The sequence below is a fragment of the Microlunatus phosphovorus NM-1 genome (genome assembly GCF_000270245.1).
GTDB classification, from domain to species: Bacteria; Actinomycetota; Actinomycetes; order Propionibacteriales; family Propionibacteriaceae; genus Microlunatus; species Microlunatus phosphovorus.
Window position 1 is genome coordinate 3,900,017 of record NC_015635.1, and the last position, 20,584, is coordinate 3,920,600.

The 20,584-nt window shown below is 67.7% G+C and carries 16 protein-coding genes; 5 read left to right on the top strand and 11 right to left on the bottom strand.

All coding sequences use genetic code 11. The features are described from left to right. Positions 1-18 precede the first annotated feature (18 nt). Together MLP_RS17405 and MLP_RS17410 are read right to left on the bottom strand one after the other, a co-directional pair. Positions 19-1,044 carry an ABC transporter permease gene (locus MLP_RS17405; protein ID WP_013864472.1) on the bottom strand — a complete coding sequence of 342 codons (1,026 nt, stop codon included), beginning with the start codon at positions 1,042-1,044 and terminating at the stop codon, positions 19-21. A gap of 105 nt (positions 1,045-1,149) precedes the next feature. After that, positions 1,150-2,820, bottom strand: coding sequence for an ABC transporter substrate-binding protein (locus MLP_RS17410; protein ID WP_197536430.1), 1,671 nt, complete (start codon positions 2,818-2,820; stop codon positions 1,150-1,152). 194 nt (positions 2,821-3,014) lie between these two features. Between MLP_RS17410 and MLP_RS17415 the strand changes: the two genes are divergently transcribed. Continuing rightward, positions 3,015-4,265 (top strand): FAD-dependent oxidoreductase, encoded by a 1,251-nt coding sequence (locus MLP_RS17415; RefSeq protein ID WP_013864474.1) that lies wholly within the window; start codon positions 3,015-3,017, stop codon positions 4,263-4,265. Here the strand turns inward: MLP_RS17415 and MLP_RS17420 are convergent. The 5 genes from MLP_RS17420 to rplU form a co-directional block, all read right to left on the bottom strand. After that, the gene (locus tag MLP_RS17420) at positions 4,213-5,433 is read right to left on the bottom strand and encodes a glycosyltransferase (protein ID WP_156821201.1); all 1,221 of its coding nucleotides are present in this window, start codon (positions 5,431-5,433) and stop codon (positions 4,213-4,215) included. The two genes, MLP_RS17415 and MLP_RS17420, sit on opposite strands and share 53 nt — an antisense overlap. Before the next feature lie 136 nt (positions 5,434-5,569). Next, complete coding sequence (gene proB, locus MLP_RS17425) at positions 5,570-6,763, bottom strand: glutamate 5-kinase (protein ID WP_013864476.1); 1,194 nt, start codon at positions 6,761-6,763, stop codon at positions 5,570-5,572. Further along, on the bottom strand, positions 6,753-8,243 hold the full coding sequence (gene obgE / locus MLP_RS17430; RefSeq protein ID WP_013864477.1) for a GTPase ObgE: 1,491 nt from the start codon (positions 8,241-8,243) through the stop codon (positions 6,753-6,755). Before obgE ends, proB begins: the two co-directional genes overlap by 11 nt. 157 nt (positions 8,244-8,400) lie before the next feature. Beyond that, the gene (gene rpmA / locus MLP_RS17435; protein ID WP_013864478.1) at positions 8,401-8,667 is read right to left on the bottom strand and encodes a 50S ribosomal protein L27; all 267 of its coding nucleotides are present in this window, start codon (positions 8,665-8,667) and stop codon (positions 8,401-8,403) included. A 25-nt stretch (positions 8,668-8,692) separates the two neighbouring features. Then, positions 8,693-9,001 (bottom strand): 50S ribosomal protein L21, encoded by a 309-nt coding sequence (rplU, locus tag MLP_RS17440; RefSeq protein ID WP_013864479.1) that lies wholly within the window; start codon positions 8,999-9,001, stop codon positions 8,693-8,695. A gap of 185 nt (positions 9,002-9,186) precedes the next feature. On the opposite strand from rplU, the gene MLP_RS17445 reads away from it, so the two are divergent. Together MLP_RS17445 and MLP_RS17450 are read left to right on the top strand one after the other, a co-directional pair. Beyond that, positions 9,187-9,945 carry a HipA family kinase gene (locus MLP_RS17445; RefSeq protein WP_013864480.1) on the top strand — a complete coding sequence of 253 codons (759 nt, stop codon included), beginning with the start codon at positions 9,187-9,189 and terminating at the stop codon, positions 9,943-9,945. Positions 9,946-9,992: 47 nt separating this feature from the next. Continuing rightward, complete coding sequence (locus tag MLP_RS17450) at positions 9,993-10,358, top strand: DUF3037 domain-containing protein (RefSeq protein ID WP_013864481.1); 366 nt, start codon at positions 9,993-9,995, stop codon at positions 10,356-10,358. Between the two features lie 205 nt (positions 10,359-10,563). Here the strand turns inward: MLP_RS17450 and MLP_RS29545 are convergent, their stop codons facing one another. Both MLP_RS29545 and MLP_RS17465 read right to left on the bottom strand, forming a co-directional pair. Beyond that, entirely contained in the window at positions 10,564-11,211 is a 648-nt protein-coding gene (locus tag MLP_RS29545) for a nucleotidyltransferase domain-containing protein (RefSeq protein ID WP_083843864.1), read from the bottom strand. 35 nt (positions 11,212-11,246) lie between these two features. Further along, positions 11,247-12,488: a sodium:proton exchanger gene (locus tag MLP_RS17465; protein ID WP_041792845.1), complete on the bottom strand. Its 1,242-nt coding sequence runs from the start codon at positions 12,486-12,488 to the stop codon at positions 11,247-11,249. A gap of 53 nt (positions 12,489-12,541) precedes the next feature. Between MLP_RS17465 and MLP_RS17470 the strand changes: the two genes are divergently transcribed. Then, positions 12,542-12,937 carry an ArsR/SmtB family transcription factor gene (locus tag MLP_RS17470; protein ID WP_013864484.1) on the top strand — a complete coding sequence of 132 codons (396 nt, stop codon included), beginning with the start codon at positions 12,542-12,544 and terminating at the stop codon, positions 12,935-12,937. A 99-nt stretch (positions 12,938-13,036) separates the two neighbouring features. Further along, positions 13,037-16,021, top strand: a complete 2,985-nt coding sequence (locus tag MLP_RS26595) for an MFS transporter (RefSeq protein WP_013864485.1) — start codon at positions 13,037-13,039, stop codon at positions 16,019-16,021. Here the strand turns inward: MLP_RS26595 and MLP_RS17480 are convergent. Next, positions 16,018-17,496 (bottom strand): FAD-dependent oxidoreductase, encoded by a 1,479-nt coding sequence (locus MLP_RS17480; RefSeq protein ID WP_013864486.1) that lies wholly within the window; start codon positions 17,494-17,496, stop codon positions 16,018-16,020. The genes MLP_RS26595 and MLP_RS17480 overlap by 4 nt on opposite strands. Positions 17,497-17,537: 41 nt before the next feature. Further along, positions 17,538-20,552, bottom strand: coding sequence for an Rne/Rng family ribonuclease (locus MLP_RS17485; protein ID WP_013864487.1), 3,015 nt, complete (start codon positions 20,550-20,552; stop codon positions 17,538-17,540). Positions 20,553-20,584 lie beyond the last annotated feature (32 nt).

Below are 20,584 nucleotides of genomic sequence, written 5' to 3' on the forward strand. Positions count from 1 at the left end.
AGAGCACCTCCATTCCCGTCACCTCGTCCTCAGTCGGGGGTCGATGAACCCATACGAGAGATCGACCAGCAGGTTCACCACGGCATAGATCACCGCGATGAACAGGATGAAGCCCTGCAGGACGGCGAAGTCCAGACTGCTGATCGCATCGAACAGATAGGACCCGATGCCGTTGATCGCGAACACCCGCTCAGTCAGCACCGCCCCGGCGAGCAGCGCGCCGGTCTGCAGGCCGATCACGGTGATCACCGGCAGCAGCGCGTTGCGCAGCACGTGCCGCCGAGTGATCAACCCCGGCGCGAGGCCCTTGGCGTTGGCGGTGCGTACGTAGTCCTCCCCCAGCACCTCGATCACCGACGCCCGGGTCATCCGGACGACGATCGCCAGCGGGATCGAGCCCAGCGCGATGGCCGGCAGGATCAGGTGCACGATCGCATCCCAGGCGGCGTCCCACTCACGCGTCAACAGACCATCGAGGACATAGAAGTTGGTGATGTGGGTGGCGTCGATCCGTGGGTTCTGCCGGCCTGAGGACGGCAGCACCGCCAGCACGTGCAACGGTCCGGGCAGCCCGACGGCGAAGATGAGCTTGAGGAAGTACGCCAGCACGAACACCGGGATGACGACCCCGGCCAGTGAGGTGCCGACGGCGAAGGTGTCCAGCCAGCCACCGGCTCGTTTGGCCGCCCAGTAGCCGAGCGGGATCCCGACCACCACCGCGAAGATCAAGGCAGCGATCGCCAGTTCCATGGTCGCCGGGAATCGCTCGAGGAAGGTGCCCAGCACCGGCTCACCGGTACGCGGGGAGTTGCCGAAGTTGCCTTGCAGCAGTTGGGAGGCATACATCACGAACTGCTGGAGCAGTGGTTTGTCGAAGCCGTACTGCGCGTTCACCGAGGCGATCGACTCCGGCGTCGCCTTCTCGCCCAGCAGCGCCCGGGCGGGATCACCGGGCAGGGCCCTGACCCAGGCGAACAGCAACACCATCAAGCCCAGCAGCACCGGGATCATCAGCAGGATCCGCCGGACGACGAATCTGAGCATGGACTGTCCGCCTCTCCCGGGGGGTCGGGATGATCAGGGACTCAGCATGCTGCGGGTGGCACCCGGGTGTCCAGGGTGCCACCACGCAGTCACGCCCAGGTCAGGTCACCGGGTGACGGTGACGTTGTTCCAGACCTCGTCCTGCACCGGGCTGGCCACGTACCCCTGCACGCCCTTGGCGAACGCCAGCGACGGCGCCGGGTGAGCGAGCGGGATGCCGGGGACGAACTCCGCGATGTCGGCATTGATCTGCTTGTATGCCGGCACCTGCTGCTCACGGGTCGGCAGCTCCCGCGCGTCGGCCAGGGCCTTGAACAGCTCGGGGTTGTCGAAGCCCCACTCCGAGGACTTGCCCCCGAAGAAGACGCCGACGAAGTTGTCCGGGTCGTTGTAGTCGCCGGTCCAGCCGAGCAGATGGATGTCGTGCTTGCTGGTGCCTGCATCGCCCTGGATCATGTCGAGGTAGTCCGGGCTCCACTTCGCCGCCACCGGCGTGATCTTGATGCCGGCCTTCTCCAACTGGGACTTGATCACCGCGAAGGTGTCCTCGGGTGAGGGCATGTAAGGCCGGGAAACGCCCGTCGGATAGGCGAATTTGAGCACCAGATCGCTCTCCCCCGCCTCGGCGAGCAGCTTCTTGGCCTCGTCGACGTTGTAGTCCGGGTCCTTGATCTGGTCGTTGTAGCCCTCGACCAGATCGGGCATGAACTGCGTCGCGGTGATGGACCCGTCCGGCAGCGAGGACTTGACGACGGCCTGCTTGTCGATCGCGTGGGCGATGGCCTCCCGGACCTTGATCTTGGCCAGTGCCTTGTTCTTCTGGTTCATGCCCAGGTAGAGGATGTTGAAGGCAGGCCGGTTCTGGATCTGGAAGCCTGCGTCCTTCAGCGGCTGGACATCGGCCGGCCCGACCAGGTCGTAGCCGTCGATGTTGCCGGCCTGCAGCTCCTGGGTCCGGGCCTTGGGGTCGGAGATGGTCCGGATGATCACCCGATCAGCCTTGGCCTTGTCGCCCCAGTAGTTGTCATTGCGCTTCAGCGTGACCTGCTGGTTCCGCTCCCACTTCTCGAACACGAACGGTCCGGTGCCGGTCGGGTGCTCCGTGGCGTACGCGGAGAACCGCGGGTCATCGGCAGTGCCGGAGGTGTCGTCGGCGTTGTACTGCTTCAACGCGGTCGGGCTCTGCATCGAGAACGCGGGCAACGTCATCGCGTCGACGAACGCGGCGAACGGCCTGTTGAGCTTGATGGTCACCTCGGTCGGGCTGACGGCGGTGCAGCCGTCGTAGATGCCGCCGGTCTTGCCGGTCTTGAAGCCGCGGAACAGCTTGCCGTAGTAGTAGCTGATGTTCTCGGACTGGTTGACGCCGGTCCAGTTGTACCACCGCTCGAAGTTGGCGCAGACGGCCTCGGCGTTGAAGTCGGTGCCGTCGGAGAATTTCACGCCCTCCCGCAGGGTGAAGGTGAAGGACTTGCCGTCGCTGGAGGCTTTCCACTCGGTGGCCAGCAGCGGCTCCAGCTCGGTGGTGCCGGGTTTGGTGCTGATCAGACCCTCGAACTGCTGCCGGGCGATGCGGAAGGTCTCGCCATCACTGGCCATCGCCGGATCGAGCATCACCGGATCGGACGAGGCTGCGAAGACGAAGTCCTGGCTGGTTGATTGCTCCGATGAGGAGTCTGTCTCACGCTGGCTCTGCGCGCAGGACGCCAGCGTTCCCGCCAGGGCCAAGGCCGCGACGGCGGCTATCCCCCGACGGAAGATTGTTCTGTTTCGCACGATGGTCACCTCGTGTCTCTTGCGCGCCCGGACCGAGATCGGACCGATGGGCGCGGGCGGATCTGTAGGCCAGAATCATCCTCGGCTGAAAGCTGACCTTAGTCCAGAAGGCACCTGAGAGCGCAAGTCTTGTGGTGAATGCGTACCGAACCGTTAGCACTTGTGCCCGGTGGCGCGCAGGTAGCCTCAGGTAGGTGGAGCCAACGAGGACGCCCGCAGTGGACGTCGAGGTCGTAACGCGCGACTGCGTCATTGCCGGAGGTGGGCCCGCCGGCCTGATGGCGGGCTATCTGCTGGCCCGACGCGGCCTGCGCGTCACGGTGCTGGAGAAGCATGCGGACTTCCTGCGTGACTTCCGCGGCGACACCATCCATCCGTCGACGATCACGCTGCTCGGCGAGCTGGGACTGCGCCGGCGATTTCTCGATCTGCCGGTCACCAGGCTGTCGACGCTCGACGCCGTCGTGGACGGGCAGCGGCTCACCATGATCGACTTCTCCACGCTCAAGCCGCCGGACAATTTCTTGGTGCTCGCGCCGCAATGGACCTTTCTGGACTTCCTGGCCAGGGAGGCTGCCGTCTTTCCCGGCTTCGAGCTGCGAATGTGTACGGCAGCCACCGAGATCCTGACCGACGGGGATCGGGTGGTCGGAGTCCGGGCCACGGCGACCGAGGGAGGTGTCGAGCGAGAGCTCGAGTTCCACGCACCGCTGACTGTCGCCGCCGACGGGCGTACGTCCCGCGTCCGTCGTGCCGCCGGCCTGGTGCCGGACGAGCTCGGCGTCGCGATCGACGTCTTGTGGTTCAGTCTGCCGAAGCCGCCGAATCCGCCACCCTCGACCCTGACGTACCTCGACGGCCGGAGCATGGTCCTCACCATCGACCGCGGCGACCGCTATCAAGGCGGCCTGGTGATTCCCAAGGGTGGGTTCGACGACGTCCGCGCTGCCGGTCTCGCCGCGTTCCGTCGTCGACTGACCGCGACCGCGCCGGTGCTGGGGTCAGTGGTGGGCGAGCTCCGGGATTGGGAGCAGGTACGGCTGCTCTCGGTCCAGGTCGATCGGCTGCCCTGCTGGTATCGCGACGGTCTCATCTGCATCGGCGACGCGGCACATGCCATGTCACCGGTCGGCGGGGTCGGGGTGAACTACGCAATCCAGGATGCCGTCGCGTTGGCCAATACGGTGGCCGGCCCTCTGTTGCGCCATGGGTCGGTGCCGCTTTCTGCGCTTGATGCGGTGCAACGTCGGCGCGCCCGCCCCGTACGACCGATGCAGTGGATCCAACAGCGGGCGCACGCCCGAGTCGGACATGGCGGCGTTCCTCGGCCACGGGCACTCTCCCGACCGGCGCGTACTGCTCTCGCGCTGCTGCAGCCGCTGGTCCGCCGGGTCACTGCGCGTGCGGTCGGGCGGGGATTCCTGCCCGAACACGTGAGGTCGTGATCCCGGCGATCCGCCGGATGACGGCGACGGTGTCCGCCGTCGAGGGCAGTGCGGCGATCGCCGCGGCGACCACTGCCGCCCGATGTCGATAGCTCGGGTCCTCCAGCACCGACTGCACCTCCTGACATGCCCGGACGACCACGTCCGGACCGGGACTGACCGCGCGGCCCGCGCCGACGGCAGCGATGTGTCGGGCGTTGACCGCCTGGTCAGTGGTGAAGATCGGTGCGACCACCTGGGGCACGCCGGCTGTGATCGCGCCCATCGTGGTCCCGTAGCCGCCGTGTCCCAGCACCAGCGCGGCCTCGGCCAGCACGTCGGTCTGCGGCCACCACGGCTCGACCCGGGCATTGGCCGGCACCGGCCCGAGGTCGGTGATGCTGACTTGGCGACCGACCGTCATGAGCACCCGGACCGGCAGGTCAGCCAGACCGTCGAGCGCCTGCCGGAATACCCCGGCGAAGGGTGGCAACGACCCGGTCACCGACCCGAAAGTGACGTAGACCAACGGCAGCCCGGGATCGCCCCACTGCGGCAGGGGTGTCGCCGCCGGCGCCGGCGGATCCTCGCGGAAGCGGTAGGTCACCGCGTCGTCGGAGAAGGCGACGTCGCCGGCCCGGTCCAAGACCTCCGGCACCGAGCTGAGCGTCGGCACTCCCGCAAGAGCACGGTTCAGGGAATCGTCGGGCAGCCCGGCCATCGTGGCGAGGTCGGTCAGCGGCTCGACCAATTGCCCGGCGAACAGTCGGACCATCTCGGCCATCCCGATGGCGACCTGGATCTGCGGAATGCCGGCCCGCTCGGCCACGGCGAGCGAACCGAGTTCGGCCGGCTCGCGTACGATGACATCGGGACGCCACGCCTCGACTGCTGCGGCCAGGGCCGGCAGGGCAGCCTGGGCGTCGATCCGGCCGAACACCTCCCGAACGACGGTGGCGTTGGCCTCCTCGAACGACAGCTCCGGCAGCCGACTCATCACCGGACCGATGAGTTCCGGCGGCGCATCGTCGAACGGCTGGAAGGGAAAGCCGGTACGCGCGACCGTCGCGTCGAAGGAGCGCGGTGCCGCGACCCGCACCTCGTGACCGGCGTCGCGGCAGGCCCGCGCAATGCCGAGTAGCGGCTCGAAGTGCCCGACATTCGCCGTGGTCGACACGAGGATGCGCATGATCACACGATGGCACCGAGTGGGTCGGAGTTCCTAGGGGTTTGTCGCAGTCCCAGAGGGACTGCCGGCGCTCCGCTTTCGCCAGTAGTTTCGATAATCTGCCCCATTCCTGGCGATCGCGGCAACCTAACGCGAGTTAGCTATTGGTGTGTGGCAGATTATCGAAATCTGTCATGACCACCAGGGCGTCCTTGTGGACGACCGTGCGGTCATAGCCGTTGCCGAGCTCGGCAGCGATCTGCCGGGTCGTCTTGCCCAACAGACCCGGAAGCTCATCGGCATCGAAGTTGACGAGTCCCCGACCGACGACCGTGCCGCGCAGGTCGACCAGGTCGACCGCCTCCCCTGCCCGGAACCGACCCCGGACCTCGGTCACTCCGGCCGGCAGCAACGAGGCATTGCGGGTCACCACGGCTCGTACGGCGCCGTCGTCCAACACCAGCTCGCCGCTGGCGTCGGAGGCGTGCTTCAACCACAGCTGTCTCGTCGGCCGTCGCTTGCCGGTGGGATGGAAGACAGTGCCCACACCGGCTCCTGAGACGGCGCCAGACACCTGCGCCGCCGAGGTGAGCACGGTTGGGATCCCTGCTGAGGTAGCGATCTTGGCCGCATCGACCTTGGTGATCATGCCACCGGTGCCGACCGCACTGCCCCGGTTGGAGATGTCGACTCCCTCCAGATCGTCGTCGGACCAGACGTCGGTAACGCGACGGGACTCCGGCAGCCGGGGATGCCCGGTGTAGAGGGCGTCGACGTCGCTGAGCAGGATCAGCGCCTCGGCATGTACCAGGTGGGCCACCAAGGCGGCGAGCCGATCGTTGTCGCCAAACCGGATCTCGTGGGTGGCCACGGTGTCGTTCTCGTTGACGATCGGGACCACGCCGAGTTCCAGCAACCGGCCGAACGTCCGATAGGCATTGCGATAGTGCCCGCGCCGCGTGACGTCGTCCACGGTGAGCAGCACCTGACCGACTTCGAGCCCATGGGTCGCGAACAGGTGGGTGTAGTAGCCCATCAGCAGGCCCTGGCCGACCGAGGCAGCCGCCTGCTGCGTGGCCAGATCTCGGGGTCTGCTCCGCAACCCCAGCGGGGAGAGTCCGGCCGCGATCGCTCCGGAGGACACCAGCACGACCTCGCGGCCACCGGCGCGTGCGCCGGCCAAGGTGTCGACCAGCTTTTGAACCTGCCCCGGCGCGATCCCGCCGTCGGAGGTGGTCAGTGACGACGACCCGATCTTGACCACGATCCGGTGGGCGCGGGCAATCTCGGGACGGGCGATCTCGGGGCGAGCGATCTCCGGACGCGCGGCAGCGGCGCCGTTACTCGTCATCGGATCGATCGCCTCCCTCGACGTCCTCGCCGTCATGGGCGGCACCGGCCTCGTACGCGTCGTCCGCCCTGGCCGCGTGATAGGCGCGGTCCTTGGCACGCCGGCGTACCGCGGCCGGGCGCTCCTCGGCAAACCGCTGGTCCTCACCGCGGCGCGACAGAATCTCCGCACCGATGTCGATCTGCGGAGCGAAGTCGAACACCACGGCGTCGGCACCGCCGATCGCGACTCCGTCGCCCGCCCGGGCGCCGAGCTCCAGCAATTTGTCCTCGATGCCGATCCGGTTCAGCCGGTCGGCCAGATAGCCCACGGCCTCCGGATTGCCGAAGTCGGTCTGACGCACCCAGCGTTCCGGCTTGACCCCGCGTACCCGCCACAGCTCGTTCTCGCGACCGACGGTGAACTCGTCAGCTCCGGCGACCGGCTCGGGTCGGATCACGATCCGCGGCGGCACGGGTGGCGGCAAGGTTGCCCGGCGCTCCCGCACGATCGCTGCCATCGCGAAGCTCAGCGCTTGCAGACCGACACCGGACTTGGTGGAGATCTCGAACACCTGGAGTCCACGAGCCTCCAGCTCGGGCTTGGCGATCTCGGCCAGCTCATGCCCGTCCGGCACGTCGACCTTGTTCAACGCGACCAGCCGGGGCCGATCCTCCAGGCCGCCGTGCGCAGCCAGCTCGGCCTCGATCACATCCAGATCGGTGACCGGGTCCCGGCCCGGCTCGAAGGTGGCGCAGTCGAGCACCTGCACGATCGCCGCGCAGCGCTCGATGTGCCGCAGGAAGTCATGGCCGAGCCCTCGACCCTCGGAGGCTCCCTCGATCAGGCCCGGCACGTCGGCGACGGTGTAGGTGGTGTCCCCGGCGACGACCACCCCGAGGTTGGGCACCAGGGTGGTGAACGGGTAGTCGGCGATCTTGGGCCGAGCACGGGAGATGGCTGCCACCAGGGAAGACTTGCCGGCGCTCGGGAAGCCGACCAGCCCGACGTCGGCGACCACCTTGAGCTCGAGGGTGACCGTCCGGGACTCGCCCTCCTCACCCAACAGGGCGAAGCCGGGAGCCTTCCGGGCCGACGACGCCAGTGCCGCATTGCCTAGCCCGCCCCGGCCACCGGCGGCGATCACCACCTCCGTACCGTCGCCGGTCAGGTCCGCCAACTGCTCGCCGGTGTCGGCATCGGTGACCACGGTCCCGTCGGGCACCGCCAGCACGATGTCGTCGCCGTTGGCCCCATTGGCGTGCCCGCCCTTGCCGGGTTGGCCGTTCTCCGCGCGACGGTGGGACTGCCGGTGGAAGTCGACCAGGGTGGTCAACCCACCGTCGACCTTCAAGATCACCGAACCGCCGTGACCGCCGTTGCCGCCGTCCGGTCCGCCCAGCGGCTTGAACTTCTCCCGGTGCACCGAGGCGCAGCCGTGGCCGCCGTTGCCGCCGGAGGCGTGCAAGGTCACCCGGTCCACGAAGGTGGGGATTGCCACGAGGGCCGCCCTCTTTCCTCTGGTACATCGGCACCAGTCTTGTCAGAACCTGCTCAGGCCGTGCTAACTCGACAAACATGACAAGAGGGCGGCCCGTCAGCTGGGCCACCCTCTGTCGTTAGGTGTGTGATCCGGTCGCTGACCGGAGTGCGTGGACCTAGGCCGAGGTGGCCTCGGCCGGTCGCACGTTGACGACCCGGCGCCCACGGCGGGTGCCGAAGTCGACCTGGCCCTCGACCAGGGCGAACAAGGTGTCGTCGCCACCGCGACCGACGCCCTCGCCCGGGTGGAAGTGGGTGCCGCGCTGGCGGACGATGATCTCGCCGGCGTTGACCTGCTGGCCGCCGAACCGCTTCACGCCCAGCCGCTGGGAGTTGGAGTCACGACCGTTGCGGGTCGAGGACGCGCCCTTCTTATGTGCCATCTCAGTGCTTTCCTAGCTGCTCGGTCTAGCTCTCGATCCCGGTGACCTTGACCTGGGTGTACTTCTGCCGGTGACCCTGACGCTTGCGGTAACCGGTCTTGTTCTTGAACTTCAGAATCCGGATCTTCGGACCCTTGGTCTCGGCAAGCACCTCGGCGGTCACCTTCGCGCCGGCCAGAGCGGCCGCGTCGGAGGTCACGTTCTCACCGTCGACGACCAGCAACGGGGTCAGCGCGACGCTGCTCCCCGGCTCGTCGGACCGCCGGTCGATCTCGAGGACGTCACCGACGGCCACCTTGTGCTGACGGCCGCCACTGCGCACGATCGCGTACACGCCTGACCTACTCTTTCGTTTCACGACTTGGGTGGTGGTGGTCCTCAACGCCTGAGCCTGGGACACACCGCAGGGGTGCACCTGCGCGCACACCGAGGGTCAAATCTACCTGCGCACAACGAGCGGGTCAAACTCTCGACAAACTTACTGGATGCCCACCCCGATGCAACTCTAGGCTCTGACCCGTGCTTCCTCACATCACCGCTACGGCGTACCTGACCGCGTTGCGGGAGGGCGGCTCGCTGCCGGGCCTGATGGAGGCCGACGACCTGGGTACGTACGTGGTCAAGTTCACCGGTGCCGGCCAGGGACCCCGGGCGCTGGTCGCGGAGATCATCGTCGGTCGACTCGGGCAGGAGCTTGGCGTCCGGGTGCCCGAGCTCGCCTTGATCGAGGTCGATGCCGAGATCGGCCGGCGCGAACCTGACGAGGAAGTGCAGGATCTGGTCAGCGCCAGCGCGGGGCTGAACCTGGCGATGGACTTCCTGCCGGGCTCGATCGGGTACGACCGTAGTTTCGACATCCCGGTCGAGGACGCATCGCTGGTCGTCTGGCTGGACGCCTTCGTGGCGAATGTCGACCGCAGCCGCCGCAACACCAACCTGTTGCTGTGGCACCGGAAGTTGTGGGCCATCGATCACGGCGCCTGCCTGCGATTCCACCATTCGTGGGGCGATCCGCGACGGTTCGCCGAGTCGGCGTACGACTACGGCGACCACGTGCTCGGTGGGCTCGGCCGACCTCGGGACGTCCATGATCGGCTCTCTGCCCTGGTCACACCGGACCTGCTGACCGGCATCTTGGCCGAGGTGCCCGATGCCTGGCTGGCGCCCGATCCGACGCGGCCCGATCCGAAGGCGCCGCAGGATCCTGCAACTGCTAGATCGCGATATCAGGAGTTCTTGCTCGCCCGACTCGATGCCGCCGAGCGGTGGCTCCCGTGAGTGGGCCGAGTGGGGCGGGTGAACCGAATGGGCAGGGTCGTCGGCGGATGGCATTCCAGTACGCCGTGCTGCGTGCGGTGCCCCGCGTCGACCGCGGCGAGTTCATCAATGTCGGCGTCATCCTCTATTGCCAGGCGTACGACTTCTTGCGCGCCGCGGTCGCGGTCGATGGCAGCCGACTGCGTGCGTTGTCGGCCGAGGCGGATGTCGAGGCGGTCCGGCTGGCGGTCGGGGCCATCGCCAGGGCCTGCGATGAGCCGGTCGGCTCCGCCCGGGAGAACACCGGGTTGGCTACCAGGTTCGGCATGCTGACCGCCCCGAAGTCCTCGGTGGTGCAGCCCTCCCCCGTACACGCCGGGGTGACCAGCAACCCGGAACAGACCCTCGCCGACCTGATGACCCGCCTCGTCTAGCGTTCGTCTAGCGTCGCTGGGCCCGTTCACCCTGATCCGCCATCGAGAAGTAGCTTCCGGTTCCAATTCTCGCGAAATCACAACCAGGAGCTACTTCTCGCGAGGGGTGTTGCGGCATTGTCGAGGCCGAGATCGCGGCTGGTTTCGGCTGCATCGAGGAACTCACGTGCCTTCGCGAGGTGAAGTCTGGCCTCTTCTGATGCGCTCAACTCGCTCTCCCTAGCAACGCCGCTGGCCGGGTGCCACCGAGATGGATGGCATCGTGCCGCAGTTCACCTACGAGCCGATCATCGCGCTGGACGACTGCCCGGAGTTCACTCTCAGTGAGGACCAAGGGCTCGCACGGGTTACCACACCAGCGACGGATCTGCTCAGCAAGACCATCGATCTGCCGCTGCCAGCCCTCATCGCTCGGCACCTGGTCTGGACGGACAATGAGGATGTCAAGGTCGCTGTTCGAGTCCGCCTCTGAGCGTGCGGCGGACCCGTACAACCATGCCGCTATCGGCGCTATTGACCACTCGCCCAGTTCCGCCTGGATGCGGTTGAGGAGGGTCTGCCACATCGACGCCAGAGCCAGAATCCCTTGGGCAGCGATGTGCTCGCGGTTGAGTCGGTAGTAGATCGCAGGCGGTCGACTTTCGATATCGACAATCCCATCTCGGCCCAGCTCCGCCAGGACAGCGTTGACTCGAGACTGGCTAAAACGAGGGCGGGTCAGGGCAGCGATCCGTCGGCCGCTGAGGGGCTCTGTCGTCCGCGCGAGGACGCCGAGCACTGATCCATACGCGTTCGGGATCACTGATTGCATCGGGTAGGAAAGGTCCATGGTGATGACCAGAATAGCGCTCATATGAGTTGCATCCAGGTCAATTGACCTGGATACAACTACAGCTCGACGTCCACCAGGTCGCGCTGGGGTGCTGCCGGAGCCTCGACGGGGCGCCGGCGGAAGGGGGCGCTGAGGGTCGGCCACAGTTGCCGCCGGTGGACCACGAACAAGACCGCCGCGACGGCGAGATAGACCGCGGACAACAAGAGTCGGCCCTGGGTGCCCGGGATTGCGAACTGCACGGCGAACAGGCCGAACAGCGCGAGAGCTGCCCACAGCCGGAAGCGCAGCGTAAGCAGGATCGCGACACCCATCAGCGTCTGGGCCGCGGTCAGGACGATCTCCTCCACCTGGCGGGCGTCGAGCACCATGGCCGAGTCGCCGCCACCGAGCAGGTACGCCACAGGGAGGCTGCCGACCAGCAGCGTCCACTGGTTCACCTTGGCGCTGATCAGCATGCCGATCGCCATCCCGGCCCGGCCGCGGATCGCGAAGATCAAGGCCACGATGAACTCAGGCGCTTCGGAGGCGAGCGGAGCGAGCCACTGGACGAGCAGGAACCGATCGACGCCCAGCGCCTCCCCGGACCCGATCAGCGACTCCGCGAACGGCTCCGCGCACAACAGGATCGCCACCGCCGCACCGACGAACATGGCAATGACGACCGGGCGCCGGGTCCGCGCGGGCAGCGCGGCAATCCGCGCCGCCGGACCGACCAACTCCTCGGTCTCATCGTCATCCCCACCGGAGACCCGGACGAGGTAGTAGACGAACAATCCCAGCATCATCAGGCCGAACACCAGGTGGATTCGCCCGGTCAACGGAACGATCAGCGCCAGCAAGGAGGCGACGAGCAGGAAGCCGAGTTCGAGCCGATAGCGGGAATCGAGCACGATCGCAGACACGGGCTTGCCGGCGCGCCTGCTCGCCACGATCAGCGACACCACGACCACCGCCGACCAGCCGAGGCCGAGCAGCAGCCGGTTCGATCCGGTCATGTTCGCGGCCGCATACTGCACGTACTCCGGGTTGTGACCGGCCGTGTAGGCGAAGTAGAGGTCCACCGCATACTCGGGCAGCACTGCAATCACGGCCAGGATCGCGATGGCAAGCCCGCCGCTGATGTCGGCCTCCGCCGATTCGGCCGCCCAGGCCAGCACGAACGAGGCCGCCACTACCCCGGCACCGAAGACCAGCAGCCCGAGTTGAGGGGCCAACTGAACGCCGAGGAGGCGGGAGACCAGGGCCGGCACCGCGACCAGGAGGCAGCCCAGGACAGGCGGAAGAGCCTTGCGCATGCCGGCCATCCTGCCCGACGTTTCGGCAATTGCGCAAGTGAAGAACCATCGAAATGGACCTCATGCCGTGTGCCGCCGATCACAGACACCTCGCGTACGGTCACAATGGCCTGGTGATCCCCGAGCCGACCCGACCGCAGCTGGATGTGGCCGCTCGGACCTTCGCCTTGCTGGCTACGCCGGTACGCCTGCATCTGGTCGCGCTGGCAGCCGAGGGCGAGTACGACGTCGGCACCTTGTCCGATCGGGTCGGGGTGTCCATCGCTACCGCCAGCCAGCACCTGAGCAAGCTGCGGCTGGCCGGGGTGATCAGCGCGCGGCGCGACGGTCGGCGACAGATCTATACCGTCGATGACCCGCACGTCCTCACCTTGGTGCAGCAGATCTTCGAGCACATCGCCCCCGACGGCACGCTGGCTCCGGACCCGCCGTTCGTCCGACCCCAGTAGAGATGCTCTAGTCACGGGGCTCACCGTCGTGCCAATCTGGTTGCCTCGGTGACGGCGTCTCGATGACGACTGACTCACGCGAGGAGTGGGGGGTCGGCGATGCACGTCAGGGTCGATGACGATCTGGATCCGGAGCCCTCGGACTGGCGGGCCGCCGAAAGGCTTCTGAAGGACCACCCCACCCGTTGGGGCAGTCTGTCCTGGATCTCGGCGCGCTCCCTGATCGACTCGGTCAACGACGCCCTGGGTCGAGCCAGCGACGGGCTCGTCGATCAGCTGCGCCAGGCCTGGGTGGAGCAGATCCGGTCCGACCCCAAGCGGCCCTCCCGGCCGGACCCCGAGTGGCCGCAGCCCGCCGGACGTGCCTACTCTGACCTGCCGGTCGACGAACTCGCCGACTGGTTGATCATCGACCGCAAAGGAGCCGAGCGCTTCCTGGTGGTCGGGGACACCGGTGAGCAGGATCCCTCGCAGTACGTCGTCAGCCCGGCCATCGCCGCGGCAGCCAACGCCGGCTGCGATTTCGTCGTGATCATGAGTGATGTCATCTATCCGGCAGGCGATGTCGACGACTATGTCGACGGGCTCTATCGGCCATATCGGACCCCGGAACCCGACGACAACTCCAAGGTCAAGTTCCTGGTCAAGCCGCCGATCATCGCGCTGCCCGGCAACCACGACTGGTACGACGGACTGGCCGGCTTCATGTACCACTTCGTCGACCAGCAACCGCTGCCCTCGGCCGCTTACGCGCCCACCCGCGAAACGTGGATCTGGAGCCGGTTGATTCGCGTGCTGTGGCGCCGCCCCCGTCCAGCGCGGGCTGAGGCCCGACACCGGCACGAGAGTCATCCGATCACCCAAAGCTTCGACAAGACGTACGCCATCAACCAGCCCGGTCCCTACTTCGCCATTCGTATGCCGCATCTGCTGTTGGTCTGTATCGACACCGGCATCGGCGGCAACATCGACGAGCAGCAATGGGACTGGCTGGAACGCATCTCGCGGTTGACGGGCCCCAAGGTGCTGCTCACCGGCAAACCGCTGGTGGTCAACGGCAAGATCGTCCCCTGCTATATCGGTCATCGCCGCTCGGCTCGCAAGGCGGATTCGGTCTGGAACCTGGTCATCGACAAGGACTACGAGTACATCGCCACCCTGGGCGGTGACACGCACAACTATCAGAAGTACGAGCGGAAGCAGACCCAGGGCTTCCCGCAGTATCACCTGGTGAGCGGAGGCGGCGGCGCGTTCACCCATGCCACCCACCCGAATGTCAGTCTCGATCGCGATGCTCGATTTCAAGACGACCTGCAGCCGGACCCCGCCAAGCCGAGATCTGTCTTTCCGAGCTACGAGACCTCGCTGCGCTTCTTCGCCGATCTCCTGGTGCCGAGCGTGGTACGCACGCTCCTCTTCCTGCTGCTGATCGTCCTCGGTGGGCTGGTAGTGCTCGGCCTCCAACTGACCGGTCTGGCTGACGCGATCCCCACCGTGACCACCGGCGCTGTCCTCTGCCTGCTCGCGATCGGAGCGATTCGGCTGCTTCTCACCAAGCGGATCACCCGAGAAACGACGGTCGCCCGCGTCCTTGCCCCCGTCGGCGGCTTTCTGCTCGGCATCGTGACCGCCGGTGTCGCACAAGCCCTGGATCCCGAGCATTTCTCGCTCTACTTCACCTGGTGGGCCGTCCTGACCGGCTACAACTGCGTGGTCAGCGCAGCCTTGCGCCGCTCAGGCTGGTGGCTGCCGAAAGCCGACTTCCGCCGCACCCTGCCCACTTGGGTGTTCGCCGTCGGGCTGGTGCTGCTCAGCCTGGTCAGCGCCGGACTCGCGTACGCGGCGTCTGCGGAGCCGTCCTGGGGCGCAATCGCGGCGGCGGGGTTGATCCCGCTGGTGGTCGGGGCTATCGGCTACGTGATCCGCGCCAAGCACCAGGTTGCCGTCACCGAAGACCAGCAGACGTGGCGGATCAAGGTACGGAACTGGCTCGTCAAGAACTGGAACCGGCTCGGGATGGTCCTCGCTCCGGCCGTTCCGCTGTCCGTCGCGATCATCGTGCTGTGCCAGTTGACCCAGGCAGTCGGGCGATCCTGGCTGGTCACCGGCGCGGTGGCCGGGGTCGGGCTCACCCTCGGCTTGGTGGCGGCGGCCGGAGTCGTCGTACTCGCTGCTACGGAGGCGCTGGCAGTCGTGGCGGCCAGCGTCCCCCGCCCACGCGGTCTGACCAAGCTCGAGAGGAAGCGCTGGTCGTGGGGTCGAGTCAGCGCCGTCACCCACCACTTGCCGAGCCCGGTGCTACTCGCCGGAACGGTGGCCTGGATCGTCTATTGCGCCGGCGACTCGCCCGTCAACCGGGCGGCCTCCGGTCTGCCGCTGGTGATCTTCACGACCGTCGGACTGCTGTTGTTCGTCGGCTGGCTCCGGCGCAGGTTCCACCGTCGCTATCTGCTGGCGATCGTCATCGCCTTCGTCGGCATCGTGGCCCTGGTGCTGAGTCAGGCGTTCGTCGTCGGCCAGCCGGTGATGGATCCGCTGCTGCGGGACTGGCCGTCCCAGGTCGTGCTCGGTACGTTGGTGGTGCTGGTCGCCCTGCTGACCAGCGTGACGCTCGGCCACATGAGCTTCCTGAACGCCCAGCTCCTGCTCCGGCCGAGCTACTGGAAGGGCCCGTACTTCGAGACTAACGAGCAGGCGGCCAGGTTCATCGAAGTGCGACTGGGCATACCGCCGGGGACGCTCTACGCTGATCCGCCGGCCACGCCCACCGACGAGCCGGCGGTTCGGCCGGCGGACATTCCGCTCAAGGCATGGACAGCCGGGCGGATCACCTGGCCGGGTCTCGGCGAGCCGGGTGGACCGCTGCAGAGCAAGGTGTCGGAGGTCTTCTCCTCCGACACGCCCCCATTTCACAAGAACTTCCTGACCCTGGAGAGCACCGCCGACGAGCTGGTGATCACGGTGCACCGCGTCGCCGTACCGGACCCAGATGCTGCCGACCCGCCCGCTCCGTACCCGCCCCAACCGTGGAAATTCTGGTGTCTGGTCCACATCGGGCGTGGACCAGATGCCAGAAGACGCTAATCAACGGATTCGGCCGCGGCCAGCAGGTCGCTGCGATGGGCCAAGGTGGTCCGTACCCGACCGTGCGACTGGCCCAGTTCCAGCTCGGCGGCGTCGATCCGGTGCCAGCCGTCGATGCCGACAGGCTCGATCCCCCGTTCGGCAAAGAGCTTCGCCAGCAGCCCGACCCGGCCTTGAGGCAGCAGCGCCCCATCGCTGACGTCATGCAGCAGCGAGGTGACGGTCTCCACGGCGTCGGACTTGTTGGTGCCGATCACCCCGGTGGGGCCGCGCTTGACCCAGCCCGTCACGTATTCGTCGGGTGAGAACTCGCCGTCGCGGATCACCCGGCCCTCGGCGTGCGGCACCCTGCCGGTGCGAGCGTCGTGGGGTACGCCGGGCAGCGGTTCGCCGCGATAGCCGACCGAACGAACCACGAGCTGCGCGGGGATGACCCGCGGCTCCCCCCGACCTACGACAGAGCCGTCGGCCGCGAGCGCGGTGCGTTCGACCTCGACCCCACTGACCCGCTCCGTCCCGATCAGCCGAACCGGCCGAGTCCAGAAGTGCAGATGCACCCGACGCGACGCCTGGCCGACCGGGCGATCGGCCCACTCCCGGAGTACGACGAGGTTGCGGGCCGCCACCTTGTCCGAAGCGACGACGGCCAGGCTGGTCTCGTCCAGCACCAGATCCAGCGGATCGACCAGCAGATCGACATCGGGCAGCTGGCCCAGTTCGCGCAGCTCCTTGGTGGTGAAGGCCGTATGCGCCGGCCCTCGACGACCGAGCACATGCACGTCGCAAACCGTGGTGCGACCCAACGAGTCGAGCACCTCGTCGGCCATGTCGGTGGCGTCCAGCTCACCGGTCCGTTTGGTGAGGATCCGGGCGACATCGAGCGCCACATTGCCTACGCCTACGACGACGGCCTCACGTGTGGTCGCCACCAGTTGAGCGAAATGCTCCGCCTCCAACCGGTTCGGCCTGCCCTCCCCCGTTCGACCCTCGCCGACGCTGCCCTCATCGCCATCCTCAGTTGCACCGAGGACCGCACCGCCAGTGTCGGGGTGGACATCGGGATGTCCGCAATACCAGGAGACGAACTCCGCGGCGGCCACACTGCCGTAAAGGTCCTCACCAGGAATGTCGAGCCGCTTGTCGCTGCCCGCGCCGAACGCGTAGATCACCGCGTCCACGCTGTCCCGCAACTCGTCCACGGTCAGGTCGGCGCCGATCGACACATTGCCGTAGAAGCGGACTCCCGGCTTCTCCAGCGTCCGCTCCAGCGTGTTGCGTACCGAACGGATCGACGGGTGGTCCGGAGCGACGCCGTAGCGCACGAGTCCGAACGGCACCGGCAGCCGGTCGATGACCGTGACGTCGACCGGTACGTCGAGCTGGTGGGTCAGCGCCTCGGCCGCATAGATCCCCGATGGGCCGGCACCGATGATCGCCACCGCCAGCGGCTGGAGGTCTGCTCTGTCCTCAGGCACACCGCCAACCTAGCGGGCACCGCGGATATTCGGCGCGATCCTCAGTCGGTGGTGACCACGTCCTGCCCGACGGCACTGTCTGCTGTCGCAGCCTCGACAGGCTCCGACCCGGCTTCGGCAGGCTCCGAGACGGCCACAACGGGCACCGGCTCAGGACGATTCAAGGGTGGCGCCGGCATCGGGAACGGCGGCCTGGCCGAACCGTTCGAGCTCGAGTTCGACGAGTTGCCGCGCCCACGACCCCGGCCACGCTGATCCCGCGAGCCGCCGTCCGGCTGCTTCTGCGTCTCCACCGGGACATCGCTGACCTCGTACCCACGACCATGGCAGTGCTCGCACTCGACGCTGAACGCCTCCAGCAGGCCCGTGCCGATCTTCTTCCGGGTCATCTGCACCAGTCCGAGGCTGGTCACCTCGGCGACCTGATGCCGCGTCCGGTCGCGCCCTAGGCACTCGACCAGGCGACGGAGCAGCAGCTCACGGTTGCTGGGCAGCACCATGTCGATGAAGTCGATCACGATGATGCCGCCGATGTCGCGCAGCCGGAGCTGGCGCACGATCTCCTCGGCCGCCTCCAGGTTGTTGCTGGTCACGGTCGCCTCGAGGTTGCCGCCGCTGCCGGTGAACTTGCCGGTGTTGACGTCGATCACCGTCATCGCCTCGGTGCGGTCGATGATCAAGGAGCCGCCGGAGGGCAGGAACACCTTGCGCTCCAGGGCCTTCGCGATCTGCTCGTCCAACCGGTAGCTGGCGAACAGGTCACCTTCGGCCGCCGTGTCCCAGCGCCGCATCCGGTCATGCAGGTGCGGCGCGACGTGACCCACGTAGGCGTCCACGGCGTCGTACGCGTCGGTCATCGAGCCGTTGCCCTGGATGATCAGCTCGGCGAAGTCCTCGGTGAACAGGTCCCGGACGATCCGTACGGTGAGATCGGGCTCCCCGTAGAGGAGCTTCGGCGCGCCACCGGCCTTGACCTTGCGCTCGATGTCCTCCCATTGCGCCTTGAGCCGGTTGACGTCGCGGACCAGCTCGTCCTCGCTGGCGCCCTCGGCGGCGGTACGCACGATGACGCTCGCCTCGTTCGGGACCAGCTCGTTGAGGATCGCCTTGAGCCGCCGGCGTTCGGTGTCGGGCAGCTTGCGCGAGATGCCGGACAGATGGCCGCCGGGTGCGTACACGATGTAGCGGCCGGGCAGCGTGACGTGGCTGGTCAGGCGAGCGCCCTTGGCGCCGACCGGGTCCTTGGTGACCTGCACCAGCACGGTCTGACCGGATTTGAGGACATTCTCGACCTTGCGCTGCTGGCCGTTGGCTCCGAAGGAGTCCCAGTCGATCTCGCCTGCATAGAGCACCGCATTGCGGCCCCGGCCGATGTCGATGAACGCCGCCTCCATCGAGGGCAGCACGTTCTGCACCCGACCGAGGTAGACGTTGCCGATCAAGGATGCGGCCGACTCGCGGTCGACGTAGTGCTCGACGAGGATGTCGTCCTCGAGCACCGCGATCTGCGACAGTTCCTCGCGCTGCCGGATGATCATCTTGCGAACCACGGACTCGCGCCGGGCCAAGAACTCGGCCTCGCTCAGGATCGGTACGCGGCGACGTCCCGCCTCGCGGCCCTCGCGCCGCCGCTGCCGCTTGGCCTCCATCCGGGTCGATCCCTCGATCCCGCTGACCTCCTGAGCGGCCTGCTTGCGCGATCTGGGCTCGCGTACGCGGACCACCACGTCGACCGGGTCATCGGCGGCCGGTGCGTTGTCCTCACCGCGCCGACGACGCCGACGACGACGGCGACGCTGTCCGCCGTCCTCACTGCTCTCGTCGGAACCTGACTCGGCATCGGCAGTGTCGCCGCTACTCGCGCCATCCTCGGCGTCGTTGGCGGCGGGGGTCGGAGCGGCCGGAGGGTTGGCGGCATTGGACTCGGGCGCCGACGTGTCGCCGTCCTGCTCAGCATCGTCACGACGATTGTCGTTCTCGGCGTCCGGACCCCGGCGACGACGCCGACCTCCCCGGCGACGACGGCGCCGACGTGGCGTACCGTCCTCGTCCTCGTCAGATTCGGCGGTCTGCTCGTTGGCGTCCGAGGCTGTCTCGTCCGATTCGGTCGTGGCCGATTCAGCCGTGGCCGAGGTCTCCGCCTCGCCGATCTGAGACTCGCCGATCTGAGACTCGCCGATCTGAGACTCGTCGGTCTCACTCGATTCGGACTCGTCGGTCGTGATCTCGCCGGGCCCGGCCTGGTCTGCGCCAGCCAAGTCTGTCTCGGCCTGCTCGGCCGGTGCCGCTTCCTCTTCGGCTTCGGCAGCCTCATCGCTCTCGATGGGCTGGGTGATCTCGCCGACCTCGCTGGTCGGGGCAACATCCGTCGCCGAGCTGACCTCCGTGGTCGCGTCCGCGGCCGGGCTGCCCACAGTCGGCTCCGCCTTCGCGTCGTCCGCGGGCGCCGAAGCTGTCGCTTCGGCCATCGCAGCCGCCGGCTGCTCAGCCACCAATGCCAGCCTGATCTCATCGAGCGCAGCCGCGGCGTCGACGTTCTGCTGACCGGCGTCACCGGTCGGCTCGGACGCTGCGGGCTCGGTGGCGGCCGGCTGCGTCGGGGCGCTCGCCGCGGCTGCCGCCTTCTTGGTGGCGCGCTTGCGTGGCGTACGGGTTGTGCTGCTGCCCTCGGCCGGCGCCTTCGCGGCCCGCTTGCGGGTGGCCTTCTTGGCCGCCGGCTTCTCCTCGGCCGGCTTCCCTGCAGCATCCGCGACCGGCGTCGCCTCGGTCGGCACACTCTCGGTCGGCGCCGCGGCGGTGCCTGACGCGGCAGCCTCGACCTCGGTCGCCACGGGGACGGCCCCGGCGTGAGCAGCCTCAGCGCTCACCGCAGGGTCGGCCTCGGCGGTCATCGCCGGTGCGCTGACCGATGGCGGGCCGGCCTTCCGGGTAGCTGCGCGGCGGCGCCTGCGCGGCGGCGCAGCTTCGGTGGACGCCGGATCGGCGGACGTCGGTGCGGCGGCCGGACTGCTGCCTGGGTTGTCGATGTTGGACGTGTCGGGCTCGTGATCGAGCATCCGTACTCCTCTGCAGGTGCGCGAGGGCACCT

Excerpts from the sequence above, each read along its gene's own strand:
- MLP_RS17450 (WP_013864481.1), top strand. The coding sequence starts at position 9,993 with ATGGCATTCCAGTACGCCGTGCTGCGTGCGGTGCCCCGCGTCGACCGC.
- MLP_RS17470 (WP_013864484.1), top strand. The coding sequence starts at position 12,542 with ATGGACCTCATGCCGTGTGCCGCCGATCACAGACACCTCGCGTACGGT.
- rpmA (WP_013864478.1), bottom strand. The coding sequence starts at position 8,667 with ATGGCACATAAGAAGGGCGCGTCCTCGACCCGCAACGGTCGTGACTCC.
- MLP_RS17465 (WP_041792845.1), bottom strand. The coding sequence starts at position 12,488 with ATGCGCAAGGCTCTTCCGCCTGTCCTGGGCTGCCTCCTGGTCGCGGTG.
- MLP_RS17485 (WP_013864487.1), bottom strand. The coding sequence starts at position 20,552 with ATGCTCGATCACGAGCCCGACACGTCCAACATCGACAACCCAGGCAGC.
- MLP_RS26595 (WP_013864485.1), top strand. The coding sequence starts at position 13,037 with ATGCACGTCAGGGTCGATGACGATCTGGATCCGGAGCCCTCGGACTGG.
- MLP_RS29545 (WP_083843864.1), bottom strand. The coding sequence starts at position 11,211 with ATGAGCGCTATTCTGGTCATCACCATGGACCTTTCCTACCCGATGCAA.
- MLP_RS17420 (WP_156821201.1), bottom strand. The coding sequence starts at position 5,433 with ATGCGCATCCTCGTGTCGACCACGGCGAATGTCGGGCACTTCGAGCCG.
- MLP_RS17405 (WP_013864472.1), bottom strand. The coding sequence starts at position 1,044 with ATGCTCAGATTCGTCGTCCGGCGGATCCTGCTGATGATCCCGGTGCTG.
- proB (WP_013864476.1), bottom strand. The coding sequence starts at position 6,763 with ATGACGAGTAACGGCGCCGCTGCCGCGCGTCCGGAGATCGCTCGCCCC.